Below are 15,313 nucleotides of genomic sequence, written 5' to 3'. Positions count from 1 at the left end.
TGCTGCACGAGAACCCATCCAGGCACTGCCGACACGGCGACGGGCCGTGCGGCGTCCGGATCGGACGGCACACGGCCCGTAGCGGTGTGGTCGCGCTACAGCTTGCTCACCGTGGAGTTGTCCGAACCCGATACCGCCTTGTACAACAGGTACAACCCGAACACGATCGCGCTGATCACCAGGATCGGGAACAGCCCCTTGATCAACGCACCGATCACGACCAGCGCGATCCAGACGACCGCGACGATACCGATGATCTTCCACAACATGTCGTGCCTCCCAGAAGTATGTGTTGCCTCTTCGAGCATGACACCTGGACGTATACGAATCACCAGGCAAGCCGGGATATCCGGGTGAAGATCAGGGTTCACCCCGACACCTCGTCACCACCGTCTCGGTGAGCCCTCCTACGTAGTGGGCCGGACGACAGCGGTCCGGCTCCGCGTTCGCGACACCATCTCGGTGGTGACCATGGACGTGGTCGTCCTCGCCTTCGTCGCGGCAACGTTCACACGCACCGCTATTGCCTGAGCCTTTCTCGCGGGCAGCGGAGCCGCGGGCGGACTACGACGTGCCGCGATTCTGGTGGAACTGGCTCGGTGTAACGGGCCTGCGTCCGCGACTCGGTGACGGAATCGCTCGCGGGTAGCTATCGCTGAGGAAGGCCGGCGATGCGGATCCGGTGCCGCTCTTGCAGATCCCGGGAGCGACGCAAATAGTCGATGACGGTGCGCAGTTCGGCGGCACTGTAGCGGGCGACCTCGTCCGCGCCTTCCTCGGCGATCGGACCGTAGATCTGCATGACCTTCGCCATCGCCGAGTCGGTGATGCGAATGATGACCTTCCGGCGGTCTCCCGGTTCAGGGTGGCGGACAACATAGTCGAGTTTGGACAGGCGGTCCAGCATCGTGGTGACGCTTCCGCTGGTGAGACCGAGCTCCGCCGCGAGCCCACCCGGTGTGGACTGGCCGTGCCAGAGGATTTCCAGACACCGCAGGTCGGTGCGGTTGACCCCGAGGACGGTCGCGGCGGCCTGATCGACAGCGTCAACGGAGGCCTGGAGCGCCTGCGACTCACGTCCGGCCTGCTCACGCAGCGTTGTCAAATTTTCCCTTGACATTCAAACCTCTTGGTCGTCAAACTAAATGCATCTTGATTATCAAGATACATCAACGTCAAGTGAGAGTTCGAGGAGACACACGATGAAGAAGGCACTCATCATCGGCGGCGGGATCGCCGGGCCGGTGACCGCGATGGCATTGCAGAAGGCGGGTATCGAGCCGATCGTGTGCGAGGCTTATGCCGAAGCGGCAGGCGAGCAGATCGGCGCGTACCTGACGGTAGCGGTGAACGGATTGTCGGCGCTGGCACTGCTGGACGCCCATCATGTGGTGACAGAGATCGGGCATCCGACCGCCACGCTGTCGTTCTCGACCAGCTCGGACAAGCACATCACCGATCTGCCGATCGGCGGCACTCTCCCTGACGGCACAGTCACGCACAGCGTCAAGCGACGCGATCTGTATCGGGCGCTCAATGCTGAGTCGACCCGCCGGGGAGTGCGGTTCGAGTACAACAAGCGCCTGGTGGATGCGCATGCCACGACAGGCGGTGGCGTGCGCGCGACCTTCGCCGACGGCACCACGATCGAGGCCGACGTATTGATCGGCGCCGACGGAATCCATTCCCGCACCAGGGAACTCATCGATCCGGCCGCACCGAAGGCACACTATCTCGGCATCTACGGGTTCGGCGGTTTCACCACCGACAGGGCGCTGCATCGCGAGATCGGCTTGCGCCCCGGGGTGTACAGCATGATTTTCGGCAAGAAGGCATTCTTCGGCTACTTCGTCGCCCCCGACGGCGAGATCTGGTGGTTCGCCAATGTTCCTCGAGCTCAGGCCTTATCGCCCGCAGAGAGCACGGGCACCACGATTACCCAGTGGCGAGAGCAGCTGGTGGAGTCGCTGTCGGTGGACCGCGGCCCGGCGGCCCGCATTGTCTCCGCCACCACGGAGGACGCTTTCGTCCCTGCGTTCAACCAATACGACATGCCGACGGTCGCGCACTGGCACACCGACAACATGGTCATCGTCGGTGATGCCGCGCATGCCGTGGCATCATCCTCGGGTCAGGGTGTGTCGATGGCGGTGGAAGATGCTGTGACGCTGGCGGTCTGCCTGCGCGATATTCCCGACACCGCTACGGCGTTGGCCGCCTTCGAACGCCGCCGCAGAGAGCGCGTCGAACGTGTCGTCGCCTACGGCGCGGAGACCAGCAGCGACAAGGCTTCGAACGGGCTCGGCCGCCTGCTGGTCCGACTGCTCACCCCGTACTTCCTGAAGAAGGCCGCCAAAGCCGGAGTCGGCTCGTTGAACTGGATGTTCGACCACCAGATCGACTGGGAGAGCCAGTCGGTGGCGCACATAGCCTAAACCTCGTCTGTCATAAAGACTTTCGGTGCGGCCCGTCCGCACCGACAATCCCAATGCAGATGACGACCTGGGCCTCCGGCGAGGAGCCTGTCATGGGGCGACCACACGGGTATCAACACTTCTCGAGGTCCCGCGCGGCAGTCCGGGCGCCGATCACCGACGGATATCACCTCATGCGGTTGCTCATAGGCTGTCGGGCGGGATCGTGACGTCCAGTGCTGTCCCGCTTCCGACGGGGCTTGTCAACAGCATGCGGCCGCGAGGGCCTCGACCCGGCCTTCGAGCCCGATCAGCCCTGCCCCTTTGCCCAGGTCGGCGCCATCGATACCGTCACCGCCGGCCCGAACCGCCACATCGTGGAGACCACCGAGACGCGAACGTCCTGCGTGCTAGGCACGGCCTGGTGCATGGACACCACCGATGTGCGCCTCCGACAGGAAGTCGGTGAGCGTGACAGACAACCGCGCGCTGACTTCGATCAGCCCGGCCACCAGCGCTTGCACCGGTCCCGGCGCGGTCGCTTGGAATCCCACCGGCGTCGGCCGCAACCCCTCGATCCGTAGCCGGCACAGATACCCCCGGCCAGCGGCAGTCGACGGAAACTGCTGCGGCTCACCAACGGGCACGAGTACGGACCGACCATTCAGCCGCAGCACCCTGGTGACCAGCACTTTTCCAATCTCGCCAGTCATCGCGAGTGATGATGACAGATCCGGGACAACGGCATCGGTCGACGGTGCGGGCTCTGTGACGGTCATTATCGTGCCTCTCGGTTGATGGATCGAACGGTTACCGGACCGCTGTCGGCGGCGACATCAGGGTTGAGCGCGACGAGCATGGTGCCGCCTTGATGTGTTGGGCCGCCGCGTACACCCACCGCGTCGGCCCGGCGAACATCCCACGGCCGGACCGACGATGAGTCCTCGAGTTGCCCTATCGGCTTCCAGAACCGCCCCCCGCGAGGGTTGTCGTCAACGCTTGCCTCCATCGCCATCCTCCGCCGGTCCCACTCTGCGTATACCCGCTAGCCGCAAATCGACCCATGCCGCGGCGACCGCCGCACAGCACGTCGATCTGCGGCGGCACCCAGTACAGGCGACGGGCGAAAACCTACCCGCTGGTAACAGAGCATCAGCTCTGTTATTGTGCGAGCATGCCAAGGCCACGCGTACACGACCTCGACGACATCCTCGATGCCGCCGAACGGTTGGCGGTGGAGGGCGGCCCGAGCACGGTGACGATTCGAGCGGTGGCCGAGGCCACTACCGTGTCCAATGGCGCGATCTACCACGCATTCGGTTCCCGGGGTGGACTGGTCGGGCGCGCATGGTTGCGCGCCGCCCGCCGGTTTCTCGACCTGCAGCAGGCGGCGGTCGACACAGCGCTCGCACCTGCGCCCGCGGATGGTTGGGCGGCCGCCGTCGACGCGGTGGTCGCGGCCGCCGACGCCCCGGCGGTATTCGCCGAGCAGTTCCCGCGTTCGTCGCAGTTGCTGCTCGGCGTGCGTCGTGACGAGCTGCTCGGCTCCGGCGTTCCCGAGGACGTCGCGGACGAGCTGGCGCGGCTGGACTCCGTTCTGGTCGAGCTGTTCATCCAACTGGCAGGAGCGTTGTGGGGACGCGCTGACGGGCCAGCCGTCGAGGTGGTGGAGGCCTGCGTCGTCGGTCTTCCCACCGGCCTGTTGTTGCGTGGGCATCGGGCGCCGAACTCCGCGATGCGCCGGCGCCTGGAAACGGCAGTACGCGCCGTCCTCTCCCTGGACCCACCACCACAGCGAAAACGACAAAGCGACAACGAAACAGGAGCACACTGATGACTGCCACCCTGACCTACCGAGACAAGATCGCCGTCATCGACCTCGGAGACGACGAGAACAGGTTTTCTCCCGGGTGGCTCGACACCGTCGACCAACTCCTCGACGAGACGCAGCAGAACGGTGCGCAGGCGCTGGTCACCACGGCGACGGGCAAGTTCTACTCCAACGGACTCGACCTGGACTGGCTGATGTCGCATGGCGACCAGGCCGAATGGTACGTCGGGCAGGTGCAGGCACTGTTCAGCCGCATTCTGACCTGCCCGTTGCCGACCGTCGCGGCGGTCAACGGGCACGCATTCGGCGCGGGCGCGATGCTCGGAATCGCCCACGACTACCGGGTAATGCGCGTCGACCGTGGCTACTACTGCTTCCCTGAGGTCGATATCCACATCCAGTTCACCCCGGGCATGGCGGCAATGATCCAAGCCAAACTGACGCCGCAGACCTCGATGACCGCCATGGCCACCGGCCACCGCTACGGCGGCGCCGAAGCGTACGCCAGCGGGCTGATCGACCGCACCGCGCCGGAAGGTGCCGTGCTCGATACCGCCATGGAACTCATCGGACCAATCGCGGGGAAAGACCCGGGCACCCTCGGCGCCATCAAATCCACCATGTTCGCCTCGGCTGTCGCCGCACTGGCGCAAAACCCAGGCTGATCCTGCCTCGAAGCGGTTTCCGATACCGCGTCGAGGGTAGGACGCAGGCGTGACCGCAATTTCCACAGACACCAGGACCGCAGCACCGCGTCGGGTGCCGAAAGGGAGCCGACTGTGGGAACTGGTCAGCACCACCGATCACAAAAAGATCGGGATCATGTATCTCGTCACCGCGACCGGGCTGTTCCTCGTCGGCGGGCTGATGGCGTTGCTCATGCGCGCCGAGTTGGCCGCGCCGGGCATGCAGTTCCTGTCCACCGAACAGTACGATCAGCTGTTCACCATGCACGGGACAGTCATGTTGTTGCTCTACGCGACACCGGTGTTGTTCGGATTCGCGAATTTCGTGCTGCCCCTGCAGATCGGGTCGCCCGACGTCGCGTTTCCGCGGCTCAACGCGCTCGCCTACTGGTTGTACCTGTTCGGTTCGGCCGTACTGCTTGCCGGGTTCCTGACTCCTGGTGGCGCCGCCGATTTCGGGTGGACAGGCTATGTACCACTGTCCCTGAGCACGAGTTCACCGGGTAGTGGTGCGGATTTATGGATTGCCGGATTGATCGTCTCCGGCATCGGGACGATCCTGGGGGCGGTCAATATGACCACGACCATTATCTGCCTGCGCGCGCCCGGGATGACGATGTTCCGTATGCCGATCTTCACCTGGAACATCTTGTTCACCAGTGTGCTTGTGCTGCTGGCATTTCCGGTGCTGACCGCCGGCTTGGCCGGGCTCTACGTCGACCGCCACCTCGGCGGCCACATTTTCGATCCCGGCACCGGCGGGCCGGTGTTGTGGCAACACTTGTTCTGGTTCTTCGGACATCCCGAGGTCTACATCGTGGCACTGCCGTTCTTCGGCATCGTCTCGGAGATCCTGCCCGTCTTCAGCCGCAAGCCGATCTTCGGATACGCCGGACTGGTCTTCGCGTCTGCCGCGATCACGGGCCTGTCGATGGCGGTATGGGCTCATCATATGTTCGCGACCGGTGCGGTATTGCTTCCATTCTTCTCCGCGATGTCGATGCTCATCGCGGTGCCGACCGGTATCAAGTTCTTCAATTGGATCGCCACCATGTGGCGGGGACAGCTCACCTTCGAGACGCCGATGCTGTTCTCCGTAGGCTTCCTGGTGACCTTCCTGTTCGGCGGATTGTCCGGCGTCGTACTCGCTTCCCCACCTCTCGACTTCCACGTCACCGACACGTATTTCGTTGTGGCCCACATGCATTACGTGTTGTTCGGCACCATCGTCTTCGCCACGTTCGCCGGTATCTATTTCTGGTTTCCCAAGATGAGCGGTCGTATGCTCGATGAACGCCTCGGGCGGTGGCACTTCTGGCTGACGCTCATCGGCTTCCACACCACCTTCCTAGCCCACCACTGGCTGGGATCGGCTGGCATGCCACGCCGCTACGCCGACTATCTGCCCTCGGACGGTTTCACATTGCTCAATGCGATCTCCTCGGCCGGTGCGCTCACGCTCGCTGTTTCGATGCTGCCGTTTCTGTGGAACGTCATGACCGGCTACCGCTACGGCCCAGTCGTCTCCGCCGAAGACCCGTGGGGCAATGCCAACTCCTTGGAATGGGCCACTACCTGCCCACCTCCCCGGCACAATTTCCTCCGCCTGCCGAAGATCAGTTCGGAGCGCCCGGCCTTCGAATTGCACTACCCGCACATGGTCAACCGAATCCGAGACGAGAAGTACGTTCGTCAGCTCGGATAATGCAGCCGGCGCGCTCACAGGTCTTGCTTGTGCCGCCAATCGCGCACGGCGTCACGCACCCGGTCGAACAACGCCAAGGGCGGACCGGCCACCAGGTTCGCCAGCGCGGACTCCCCCGCGTGCGGATGCGGGCGGGTGGGGGCGACTGCCTCGGCTGCGCGCACCGACCCGGCCATGCGCTCCAGCTGATGGGACGAATACTGGTTGCGCAGCATGGTGAATTCCTCGGCTTCCTCGTGTGCGGCGTGGGCGGCTACCGCATCGGCGAACTTCGTGAGCTTCGCGTCGAAGTCGGGATGCTCGACACCGAGGTCGTAGAGTTCGGCGAGGGCGCGCTTGGCCTCGTTCTCCTCTTCCAGCCGGGGCCGCACGACGTCGTCGGCGCCGAACCGGGCACGCCGGGCAACCGGGTGCACGACCTCCTCCTCGGCGCTTTCGTGCACGGCCAGCAGCCGAACCAATTCGGTGAACACTTCTTGTTTCGCATCGTGCCCGCCGCGCAACTGCCGCAGCAGCGTGGTGATCTGTTCGTGCTGGGCGGTGAGCAGATCGACCACATCCTGTTCGATCATCGTGCTTCTCATTTCTGCCGAGACGGAACAAATTCCTGGGCTTTGGTTTTGGCACCCTGCACCATGAGGTGCCATCCGTCGGGGTCACCGCGCAGCACCGCTTCGGCGGTGTCCTTCATCTGCTCCCAGCTGACATGCGGCGGGATCGGCGGCACCTCGGGATCACAGTGCACATCCAGCACCACCGGCCCATCAGCGCCCAGCGCGCGATCCCAGGCCGTACCGAGCTGGTCAGGGTCATCCACCGTGATCGCCGCGAGCCCGGTACTGCGCGCGATATCGGCGTAGGAGATATCCGGAAGCGTCTGGGATTCCTCGAATTTCGGTGCCCCGCCCATCGCACGCAACTCCCACGTGACCTGGTTGAGGTCATTGTTGTGAAACACACACACCACCAGCCGCGGATCCGACCAGCGCCGATGATAGCGGGCGACGGTCAGCAACTCGGCGAGTCCGTTCATCTGCATCGCACCGTCACCCACGAACGCGATCACGGGACGATCGGGATGGGCGAACTTCGCGCCGATAGCGTAGGGAACGGCCGCGCCCATGGTGGCCAGCGTCCCCGACAACGAACCACGCATCTGTCCACGAAACCGCAAACAACGGGCGTACCAATTGGTCGACGACCCCGAATCCGCTGTCACGATTGCGTTCTCGGGGATACGCTCCGACAGCTCCCAGACCACCCGCATCGGATTGACGGGCTTCGCCACTAGCATCGACTGCCGCTCCACCGCCTGCCACCAATGGTCGACGTTCTTCTCCACTGACTCCCGCCACGACCGGTCCGCTTTCCGCTTCAGCAGCGGAAGCAACTCGGCCAAGGTGGTCTTCGCGTCACCGACGAGATTCACTTCCGTCGGATACCGCATTCCGATCATCGTGCCGTCGATATCGATCTGCACGCTCCGCGCCTGTCCGAACTCCGGCAGGAACTGGGTATACGGGAAATTCGATCCGACGATCAGCAAGGTGTCGCAGTCACGCATCAACTCGTAACTCGGCCTGCTGCCCAGCAACCCGATCGGCCCGGTAACGAACCGCAGATCATCGGGCAACACATCCTTACCCAGCAGCGCCTTCGCCACCCCAGCCCCGGTCCGCTCGGCGACCTCCACGACCTCCTCGGCCGCAGAGCGGGCACCTTGACCGATCAAGATCGCCACCCGCGATCCGGCGTTCAGCACCTCCGCGGCGCGCTCGATATCCTTCCGCGCCGGGATCACTCGCGCCGCCGAGAATCCCGGCGGGCTGGACGGTACCTGCTTGAACGCATGCCTGGGCGGCTGGTAATCCTCCTCCTGCAGATCGGAAGGAATGATCACGGCCGTCGGAGCGCGCCGAGATACCGCGGTACGAAACGCACGATCCAATGCGTTGGGCAGCTGATCGGAAACGTTCACCTCGACCAGAAAATCGGCGGCGACATCCTTGAACAAACTCTGCAGGTCCACTTCCTGCTGATAGCTGCCCCCCATCGCACTGCGCGCGGTCTGCCCCACTATCGCCACTACCGGAACATGATCACACTTCGCGTCGTACAACCCGTTCAACAAGTGGATCGCCCCCGGACCGGACGTCGCCATACACACCCCCACCTCACCGCTGAATTTCGCATAACCCGTCGCCTCGAAAGCCGCCATCTCCTCGTGGCGAGCCTGGACGAAGGCAGGACCGTCACCCTCCGCGCGGCCCATCGCCGCCACCAGACCGTTGATCCCGTCACCGGGATAACCGAAAATCTGACGAACGCCCCACTCCCGAAGGCGCCCCACCACGTAGTCACCGACCTGCTGCGCCATCAGCTCCTCCTCTCTGTATCCGACCGCGCGCTTGTCGCCAGCCGGATACCCGACAACCAGCAGGCCAATCAACGGGTGCGTCCGGCTTCCCAGCATGTGCTCCGCGAGTACGCGAGGATCGCATGCGGCTCGGACGATCGGTTCCGGCCGTGCCGCATCGCGAGCACTACGGCCGCCGCATCGCGGTGAAGCGCTCGGTGTGTGGCGGCGGAGCACGACGATCGGCCTCGGCATCGCCGACAGTCGGCCCCCGCCGCTCATGCGACTGTGTGTCGGATTACCTTGGTGCAGTTGAGGAGTCAGCCGTCCCGGTGCGGCTCTCGGCTATCTCTCCCCCGAAGAAGGTAGGCCCGTGCGCGGGGCGGCACCGGCCGCCTTCACAGCCGGTGCCGCCCCGTGCGGGCGGCGGATCACCGCCGACGACAGTCCGGGTCATCGACCCCTTCGGTGTCGATGCGCTGTTCGCGCACGGCGCCGGAGACGATGCGGCTGTCCTCGACGTCGTCGACATCGAGGCAGACCCGCTCGACCGGCCCCGATTCGTTGTTCACCATCATCTGGTCATGGTGCAGGGTGACCTCGGCTTCTTGCCCGCCGATGTCATAAGGACGGACAAAGTACGGGTCGGTGGTCGGCTCGCGGTCGACCCGCATCTCTTCGCGCCTGGTCGGTACTTCGACCGTCTGGTCGTCGGTCTCCAGATAGCCGCGCATCCGCGCCCTGCCCGCGATCTCCTGCTCGGTACCGAGGTCAGGCCGCTCCTGCGAGCGCACAGTCCCCTTGTCGGGACGCTGCCGGCCCTGGGCCGGGCTCGCAGCCTGCCGCGGCTGCATGTCGAAGGCGTCCAACCCGGATCGATTCGGGTCGATGTTGTAGTGGTCGAACAGTTCCAGCTCGGCCTCGGGACTGATCATCCCGTTCTGAGCCAGATTCGGCGCGGCCTTCACCGCGTCCTTCTTCACCTGCACCTGCAGCGCGCCCGCGTCCCACTGGTGCTGGGCACCGGCCAGCGGCACCAGCGAATCGTCGCTGAACAGCCCGGTGGATACGGCGACCCAGGTGGGCGATCCGGAATCGTTGTCGATATAGACCCGCTTGACCTTGCCGATCTTGTAGCCGCCCGGGTCGTACACAGCGCTGCCGATGAGCGCGTCCAGCATGTCAGTCATGGTTCCTCCGCGGTTCGTTCGATGCGGTGCGCAGGCCGCCGGAACGCGGGCTGTACACCGCGTCTGCTGAGAGTGGTTCAGTCGCTTGTCGATCGATCGGTCACGTCGAGCCCGGCAGTGCTCCGTCGCGCTCTGCGCGCCTGCCGCACCGGGTCCTCGTCGAGGTCACACGTCAGGTAGCGACTGACGTCCAGCTGCTGCGTGTCCTGGTCGAGCTGAGATATTCGGTCGGAAACATCAAACATGACGTTGCTCCTGCCCTGTAGTGAATGTTCCCGGCCCGCTGCGGGTCGGGCGGTCAGCAACATGGTGGCAACTACCCGGCTATCGACACCTCAAACAAGAATCCGGTGGCGATCCGATCGATTCGGCGAGAATTCGATCGTCGCGTGCTCTGCGGCGATGCCGTAGCAAGCGCGTCGTTTCGAGGCTCACCGGCCTCGGGATGGAATGTCGACAGGGTTGGCTTCCCGATAAGGCCGCCACAACGTTCGGCGAAGCTACTCGCGTGTCTCCCCCACCCAGCGATTTCCGTGCGCGGGGTCGGGCTCCTCGTCGGTGCTCTTGATCAGGACCAGCTCAGAGGGTCGGCTGGTGAACCGGAAGTTCCTGCCGCGGTAGTCGACTTCGCCGTCGGTCGCCAGCGAGACCGGCGCTTCGGCCACCCGCACGTCGAGCCGGACGACCCGGTGGTGCACATAAGTGGGCGAGTGTTCCAGCATGCCGGTGACGGTGGCAGCGATCAGTCGCAGCCGCGAGAACGGGAGGTCGGCGCGCAGATAGCGGACGTCGAGGGTGCCGCCGCGCAGTTCCGGACGCGACATCGGAATTTGATCGGCGGGCTGGTAGCTGCCGTTCCCGATGAACAGCATCCACAGGGCGGTGCGGGTGTCGTCGATGGTGACATGGACCGGCTGAGCGCGGAACAGCACACGAACCATCGCGATTCCCGCGGCGGGCCATTTGCCGACGCGGCGCTCCCATCGTTCCCGGATGCGAACGAAATCGGGATAGCCGCCGAGGCTGGCGGTATTCACGAAGACACTCTTGTCGGCGTCGTCGACACGCACCTCGGCCATGTCTACGCGGACCGCTTCGCCCGCCTCCAGCGCGGCGAGGGTCCGGTCGGCCTCGTCGACTCCGGCGTCCCTGGCGAAATGGTTCAACGTGCCGCCCGCGAAAACGGCAAGCGCCAACCGATGGCGCACCGCGCACTCCGCGACGGTGGACACCGTTCCGTCGCCTCCGACCACGCCGAGCGCGACGATGTGAACGTGGCGCAGCAGCTCCTCGACCCGCGCCTCGAAATCGTCGGCGCCGTCGAGTTCGAGCACCTCCGCCTCGGGGAGTCGGTCGCGCAGCAATGCGAGCGTGTCGTCGCCGTCGCCAGCTCCCGACTGCGGGTTGCCGATCAGCAGCAATCCGGCGCCGGCGTGGATCGGCTCGATCCGCTCAGCCGGTCCGAGCGCGGCGGGTTCGTCGGCGCGCACCGCCCACCACTGCCGGGTGACCAACGCGACGGCGCCACCGAACAGCGCCCCCGCGACCACGTCGGAGGGCCAGTGCACGCCGATGTGCACCCTGGAATAGCCGACCGCTACCGCGACCGGCGCCACCAACGCACCCGCCGCAGGCGACTCCAGCGCCAGCCCTGTAGCGAACGCGGCGGCCGAGGCCGAATGCCCCGACGGAAACGACGACGACACCGGCGGAACAACCAGCCTGCGTACGAACGGCACGGACTCGTCGGGCGGGCGGCGACGCGGGAACAGCGGTTTGGCAATCCCGTTGGCCACACCGCTGGCGATGCCCAACGCGAGGAGACCGCGGACCGCGCCGCGCCGGGTCGAGCGGTCCCCCGCTACGAACAGGACCGCGCCGAGCACGACCCACAGGCGGTTCTTGTCCGCCGTCGTGCTCAACCCTCTGAGGAGGCGGTCCCCCGAGGTCGGGCGAACGCGCGCGCTGCGGGCGACCAACCAGCGATCCACGCTGCCTGCCACATCGGCGACACGTCTGCTGCCCGATCCTCGAGTGGAAAGATGCCGCATCGCCGAAGCCTACCGACCGATCAGGCGCGGTGTCGGTCGTCCGTCAATTCCTTTGCCAGCACACGCGATTGCGTGTCTCGACCGAAGGGCCCCATTCGCAGTCCGCACCATATTCCTATTCAGTGCACGGATGTACTCTGATCGCGAGCGCACAGCACTGTTGAACGACAACCAGGAAGAGATGACCGATTGATGCAGACACCTCATTCAGCACACAGTCATGCGCTGAACCTCAGGTGAGGGTCGGGACCTGATGGAACACACGAACGAGCTGGCACAGGAACTCGCGGCCGCGGCACGGCGGCACGGTTCGGCGATCGCGGGGATAGTCGGCTCCGCCGCACGCAAGGCGTCGTGGGAGGTGCTCGACCTCATGGCCGAAGGCCGCGAGCTGGTGGGTGCGGCGCTGCGCGCCCGAGCCGAGGAACAACGCCACCGAGACCGGTTGCCCTGAGCCGGACCGATCAGATCGGTGGCCGAGGCGACGCGGGCACCGATTGATCGGCGACCTCGGTGAGCGCCTGTGCCCACCCGTCCAAGCGGTCGGACGCATGCCGTAGATCCGCGACGATGGTGTCGAAATCGTGCCGCAGCAGGGTGTTTTCGGGAACCGCGAGGATTCGGCCCGCCGCGGCAACCATCTGTTCGTACTCCGCTACCCCGGCATCGAGCCTGCCGAGGGTGAACCGCGAGTTCTCCGTGAGCGCCACCGCCGCAGGCGAATTCGAGTGCCCCATCGTGCCGAGCGCCTGCTCCATCGCGGTGATGTCGGCAGCGAGGGCGTGCAACGCCGCGGATCCCGAGGCAGCGGTTTCGAGCAGATCGGCCAGCTCGTCCTCGGGCAGTCCATTCGAGCGACGGATCTGTGCGCTCAGCCCATGCAATGCCTTCTCCGCGCGTACCAGTCGCCCGATCGGCTGGCGGGCGCTCGACCACAGCGGCGGCGGCTTGCGCGGGAGAAACGCCGCCTGCGGCAAGGGAGCACCACGTAGGCGCAGATAGCGGCGGGTGCTCAACGCCGCGCCGGTGACCAGCGCGACCGCTCCGCCGCCGACCATGACCACGGCCCACACCGGTGCCGAGATGACCGCGAGGCCAACGGTTCCCACGGTGGTGAGACCGGAAACAGTGCCGAGCTGGAAGCTGCGGCGGCGGACCCTGCGACGACGACGCAGCTCCCGTTCCCGGGGATCGGCCCAGCGCCGGACCGCGACAAGCGCGTTCTCGCCAACCTCGCGAATATTGTCCGGCAGGCTACCCGGCTGCGGCGCCAGGGCGGCCTGCGCCCGAATGATCGCGGACCCGCGGGCCCGACGAGCTCGGGGCCACGGTTCGCGAAATTCACTGCCGCTCATGCCTTTTCTCCCACCGGTTGCGTGGATCGGACGGACACGCACCCGATCTGGCCGACGGCCGGCCGGTCGGATATCCACGCATTGCCATCCAGTGAACCAGCCCCCACCGACATATCCTCTGCCGAGCGTCCGACCGCTACCTATTGCTGCGCAGTCTGGCCTTTGTTCATCTGCGGCTGCGCCGGATTGGACTGGGTCTGCGCCGGGTTGATGGCGGGCTGGGCGGCGCCACCGGCGGGCAACTGGTCACCGCGCATGGAGGCGCGGATCTGCTCCAGCTTGCTGTGTCCGGCCATCTGGACGCTGGCCTGCTGAACCTCGAGCATTCGGCCTTGCACCGAGTTCTGCGCGAGCTCGGCGGCGCCGAGTGCGTTGGCGTAGCGGCGCTCGATCTTCTCGCGGACCGCATCCAGGCTCGGGGTGCTGCCGGGCGCCGACAGTGTGGAATCCATCCGCTGCAGTGACGCGGAGACCTGCTCCTGCATCTTGGCCTGCTCCAGCTGGCTGAGCAGCTTGGTGCGCTCGGCGACCTTCTGCTGCAGCAGCATCGCGTTCTGCTCCACGGCTTTCTTGGCCTGGGCAGCCGCCTGCAGCGACTGGTCGTGCAGGACCTTCAGGTCCTCGACGGACTGCTCGGCGGTGACCAGCTGCGCGGCGAACGCCTCGGCGGCGTTGGTGTACTGGATCGCCTTCTCGGTGTCGCCCGCCGCGGCGGCCTGATCGGCCAGCAGAACGGCCTGGCGCGCGTTGGCATTGAGCTTCTCGACCTCGTCCAGCTGCCGGTTCAGCTTCATCTCCAGCTGACGCTGGTTGCCGATCACCGACGCGGCCTGCTGCGAAAGAGCCTGGTGCTGCCGCTGGGCTTCTTCGATAGCCTGCTGAATCTGAACCTTCGGATCCGCGTGCTCCTCGATCTTGGCATCGAAGAGGGCCATCATGTATTTCCAGGCCTTGACGAACGGATTAGCCATCGATTGATCCCGCCTCCATCTGACATGCCGCGCTCCGGCGCGACTCCGGTGCGCGACCGTCACGCACCCGACATCTGCCTATCCTCCACCATGTGGCATTGGGCCGGGCGAACCCGGCCCAATCGACACCTATGGAGAATCTATCCGCTTTCGGCGTCGGTCCCCAGTGTTGCGGCGGCGACCACGTCTCGTTCTGCGTCACACACCCTTCACCAAAACCAGCATGTCCGATTTCGGCGCGGGAATCACGATCCTGGTGTCCTCGGCGAGCGGCAGCGGGCGGGCACCAGCCACCGACATACTGGCGGTCGCGGGAGCCAGCGCCGGCTCGGCGGCCTCCGCGGGCTCGACAGCGGCCTGCTCCCGCTCCGCGGGAGCGGGGGCGGCCGCGGCGTCCGCCCGGGTGCGGGTGGGCAGTCCGTCGGCGCCGGCCATGACCGCGCTCACGTCCCATAGCACCCGCGACAGCGGTACGTCCAGCGCCTCGCAGATGGCGGCGAGCAATTCACTGGAGGCTTCCTTGCGGCCGCGCTCGACCTCGGACAGGTATCCGAGGCTCACACGCGCCGAGGTGGACACCTCGCGCAGGGTGCGGTTCTGGGCGAGACGAGCACGCCGCAGACTGTCCCCGATCGCCTCTCGCAGCAGCGTCATCTCGTTCTCCTTCGCTCCCGGTCGCCGGGCCGACGAGCTACGTCGGATCCCCACGCATGCCGTTCTTTCTCGCACAACGTCGGACGAGGGTCGGTTGGTT

At 65.6% G+C, this 15,313-nt stretch carries 16 protein-coding genes; 5 read left to right on the top strand and 11 right to left on the bottom strand.

Annotated features, from left to right (window positions below):
* Positions 1–95 precede the first annotated feature (95 nt).
* Together AB4Z47_RS05190 and AB4Z47_RS05185 are read right to left on the bottom strand one after the other, a co-directional pair.
* Positions 96–269, bottom strand: coding sequence for a hypothetical protein (locus AB4Z47_RS05190; RefSeq protein WP_441948231.1), 174 nt, complete (start codon positions 267–269; stop codon positions 96–98).
* Positions 270–649: 380 nt separating this feature from the next.
* Positions 650–1,120, bottom strand: coding sequence for a MarR family winged helix-turn-helix transcriptional regulator (locus AB4Z47_RS05185; protein WP_441948230.1), 471 nt, complete (start codon positions 1,118–1,120; stop codon positions 650–652).
* 82 nt (positions 1,121–1,202) lie between these two features.
* Between AB4Z47_RS05185 and AB4Z47_RS05180 the strand changes: the two genes are divergently transcribed.
* Complete coding sequence (locus tag AB4Z47_RS05180) at positions 1,203–2,435, top strand: FAD-dependent oxidoreductase (RefSeq protein ID WP_441948228.1); 1,233 nt, start codon at positions 1,203–1,205, stop codon at positions 2,433–2,435.
* A 389-nt stretch (positions 2,436–2,824) separates the two neighbouring features.
* Here AB4Z47_RS05180 and AB4Z47_RS05175 read toward each other — a convergent pair whose 3' ends face one another.
* Entirely contained in the window at positions 2,825–3,127 is a 303-nt protein-coding gene (locus AB4Z47_RS05175) for a hypothetical protein (protein WP_441948226.1), read from the bottom strand.
* A 461-nt stretch (positions 3,128–3,588) separates the two neighbouring features.
* Here AB4Z47_RS05175 and AB4Z47_RS05170 point away from each other — a divergent pair, with 461 nt between their 5' ends.
* Genes AB4Z47_RS05170 through ctaD form a run of 3 tightly spaced genes read left to right on the top strand, consistent with a single transcriptional unit; the run spans position 3,589 to position 6,636 of the window.
* Entirely contained in the window at positions 3,589–4,248 is a 660-nt protein-coding gene (locus AB4Z47_RS05170; RefSeq protein WP_441948225.1) for a helix-turn-helix domain-containing protein, read from the top strand.
* A complete protein-coding gene (locus AB4Z47_RS05165) occupies positions 4,248–4,910 on the top strand; it encodes an enoyl-CoA hydratase/isomerase family protein (protein WP_441948223.1) in 663 nt (220 codons plus the stop codon). The genes AB4Z47_RS05170 and AB4Z47_RS05165 overlap by 1 nt, the downstream gene beginning before the upstream one ends.
* Positions 4,911–4,959: 49 nt before the next feature.
* A complete protein-coding gene (ctaD, locus tag AB4Z47_RS05160; protein ID WP_441948221.1) occupies positions 4,960–6,636 on the top strand; it encodes an aa3-type cytochrome oxidase subunit I in 1,677 nt (558 codons plus the stop codon).
* A 14-nt stretch (positions 6,637–6,650) separates the two neighbouring features.
* Here the strand turns inward: ctaD and AB4Z47_RS05155 are convergent, their stop codons facing one another.
* The 5 genes from AB4Z47_RS05155 to AB4Z47_RS05135 form a co-directional block, all read right to left on the bottom strand.
* On the bottom strand, positions 6,651–7,208 hold the full coding sequence (locus AB4Z47_RS05155) for a hemerythrin domain-containing protein (RefSeq protein WP_441948220.1): 558 nt from the start codon (positions 7,206–7,208) through the stop codon (positions 6,651–6,653).
* Between the two features lie 8 nt (positions 7,209–7,216).
* Positions 7,217–9,013 carry a thiamine pyrophosphate-requiring protein gene (locus tag AB4Z47_RS05150; RefSeq protein ID WP_441948219.1) on the bottom strand — a complete coding sequence of 599 codons (1,797 nt, stop codon included), beginning with the start codon at positions 9,011–9,013 and terminating at the stop codon, positions 7,217–7,219.
* Between the two features lie 410 nt (positions 9,014–9,423).
* Positions 9,424–10,182 (bottom strand): PRC and DUF2382 domain-containing protein, encoded by a 759-nt coding sequence (locus tag AB4Z47_RS05145; RefSeq protein ID WP_441948217.1) that lies wholly within the window; start codon positions 10,180–10,182, stop codon positions 9,424–9,426.
* Between the two features lie 77 nt (positions 10,183–10,259).
* Positions 10,260–10,427 (bottom strand): hypothetical protein, encoded by a 168-nt coding sequence (locus tag AB4Z47_RS05140; protein ID WP_441948216.1) that lies wholly within the window; start codon positions 10,425–10,427, stop codon positions 10,260–10,262.
* Positions 10,428–10,682: 255 nt separating this feature from the next.
* On the bottom strand, positions 10,683–12,233 hold the full coding sequence (locus tag AB4Z47_RS05135) for a bifunctional phosphatase PAP2/diacylglycerol kinase family protein (RefSeq protein ID WP_441948214.1): 1,551 nt from the start codon (positions 12,231–12,233) through the stop codon (positions 10,683–10,685).
* A gap of 253 nt (positions 12,234–12,486) precedes the next feature.
* Here AB4Z47_RS05135 and AB4Z47_RS05130 point away from each other — a divergent pair, with 253 nt between their 5' ends.
* A complete protein-coding gene (locus tag AB4Z47_RS05130) occupies positions 12,487–12,687 on the top strand; it encodes a hypothetical protein (protein WP_441948212.1) in 201 nt (66 codons plus the stop codon).
* Positions 12,688–12,697: 10 nt separating this feature from the next.
* Here the strand turns inward: AB4Z47_RS05130 and pspM are convergent, their stop codons facing one another.
* The 3 genes from pspM to AB4Z47_RS05115 all read right to left on the bottom strand — a co-directional run bounded on the left by pspM (position 12,698) and on the right by AB4Z47_RS05115 (position 15,213).
* Entirely contained in the window at positions 12,698–13,588 is an 891-nt protein-coding gene (pspM, locus tag AB4Z47_RS05125) for a phage shock envelope stress response protein PspM (RefSeq protein ID WP_441948211.1), read from the bottom strand.
* A 140-nt stretch (positions 13,589–13,728) separates the two neighbouring features.
* Complete coding sequence (locus tag AB4Z47_RS05120) at positions 13,729–14,559, bottom strand: PspA/IM30 family protein (protein ID WP_441948309.1); 831 nt, start codon at positions 14,557–14,559, stop codon at positions 13,729–13,731.
* A 198-nt stretch (positions 14,560–14,757) separates the two neighbouring features.
* Positions 14,758–15,213: a helix-turn-helix domain-containing protein gene (locus AB4Z47_RS05115; protein WP_441948210.1), complete on the bottom strand. Its 456-nt coding sequence runs from the start codon at positions 15,211–15,213 to the stop codon at positions 14,758–14,760.
* Positions 15,214–15,313 lie beyond the last annotated feature (100 nt).

Source organism: Nocardia sp. 2TAF39 (genome assembly GCF_052114905.1).
Classification (GTDB): domain Bacteria; phylum Actinomycetota; class Actinomycetes; order Mycobacteriales; family Mycobacteriaceae; genus Nocardia.
The sequence above is the reverse complement of the archived record's forward strand: the minus strand, read 5'-3'. Positions and strand labels throughout refer to the sequence as shown.

Coding starts and splice junctions, on each gene's coding strand:
- AB4Z47_RS05190 (WP_441948231.1), bottom strand. CDS start 269: ATGTTGTGGAAGATCATCGGTATCGTCGCGGTCGTCTGGATCGCGCTG.
- AB4Z47_RS05185 (WP_441948230.1), bottom strand. CDS start 1,120: ATGTCAAGGGAAAATTTGACAACGCTGCGTGAGCAGGCCGGACGTGAG.
- AB4Z47_RS05180 (WP_441948228.1), top strand. CDS start 1,203: ATGAAGAAGGCACTCATCATCGGCGGCGGGATCGCCGGGCCGGTGACC.
- AB4Z47_RS05175 (WP_441948226.1), bottom strand. CDS start 3,127: ATGACTGGCGAGATTGGAAAAGTGCTGGTCACCAGGGTGCTGCGGCTG.
- AB4Z47_RS05170 (WP_441948225.1), top strand. CDS start 3,589: ATGCCAAGGCCACGCGTACACGACCTCGACGACATCCTCGATGCCGCC.
- AB4Z47_RS05165 (WP_441948223.1), top strand. CDS start 4,248: ATGACTGCCACCCTGACCTACCGAGACAAGATCGCCGTCATCGACCTC.
- AB4Z47_RS05155 (WP_441948220.1), bottom strand. CDS start 7,208: ATGATCGAACAGGATGTGGTCGATCTGCTCACCGCCCAGCACGAACAG.
- AB4Z47_RS05150 (WP_441948219.1), bottom strand. CDS start 9,013: ATGGCGCAGCAGGTCGGTGACTACGTGGTGGGGCGCCTTCGGGAGTGG.
- AB4Z47_RS05145 (WP_441948217.1), bottom strand. CDS start 10,182: ATGACTGACATGCTGGACGCGCTCATCGGCAGCGCTGTGTACGACCCG.
- AB4Z47_RS05140 (WP_441948216.1), bottom strand. CDS start 10,427: ATGTTTGATGTTTCCGACCGAATATCTCAGCTCGACCAGGACACGCAG.
- AB4Z47_RS05135 (WP_441948214.1), bottom strand. CDS start 12,233: ATGCGGCATCTTTCCACTCGAGGATCGGGCAGCAGACGTGTCGCCGAT.
- AB4Z47_RS05130 (WP_441948212.1), top strand. CDS start 12,487: ATGGAACACACGAACGAGCTGGCACAGGAACTCGCGGCCGCGGCACGG.
- pspM (WP_441948211.1), bottom strand. CDS start 13,588: ATGAGCGGCAGTGAATTTCGCGAACCGTGGCCCCGAGCTCGTCGGGCC.
- AB4Z47_RS05120 (WP_441948309.1), bottom strand. CDS start 14,559: ATGGCTAATCCGTTCGTCAAGGCCTGGAAATACATGATGGCCCTCTTC.
- AB4Z47_RS05115 (WP_441948210.1), bottom strand. CDS start 15,213: ATGACGCTGCTGCGAGAGGCGATCGGGGACAGTCTGCGGCGTGCTCGT.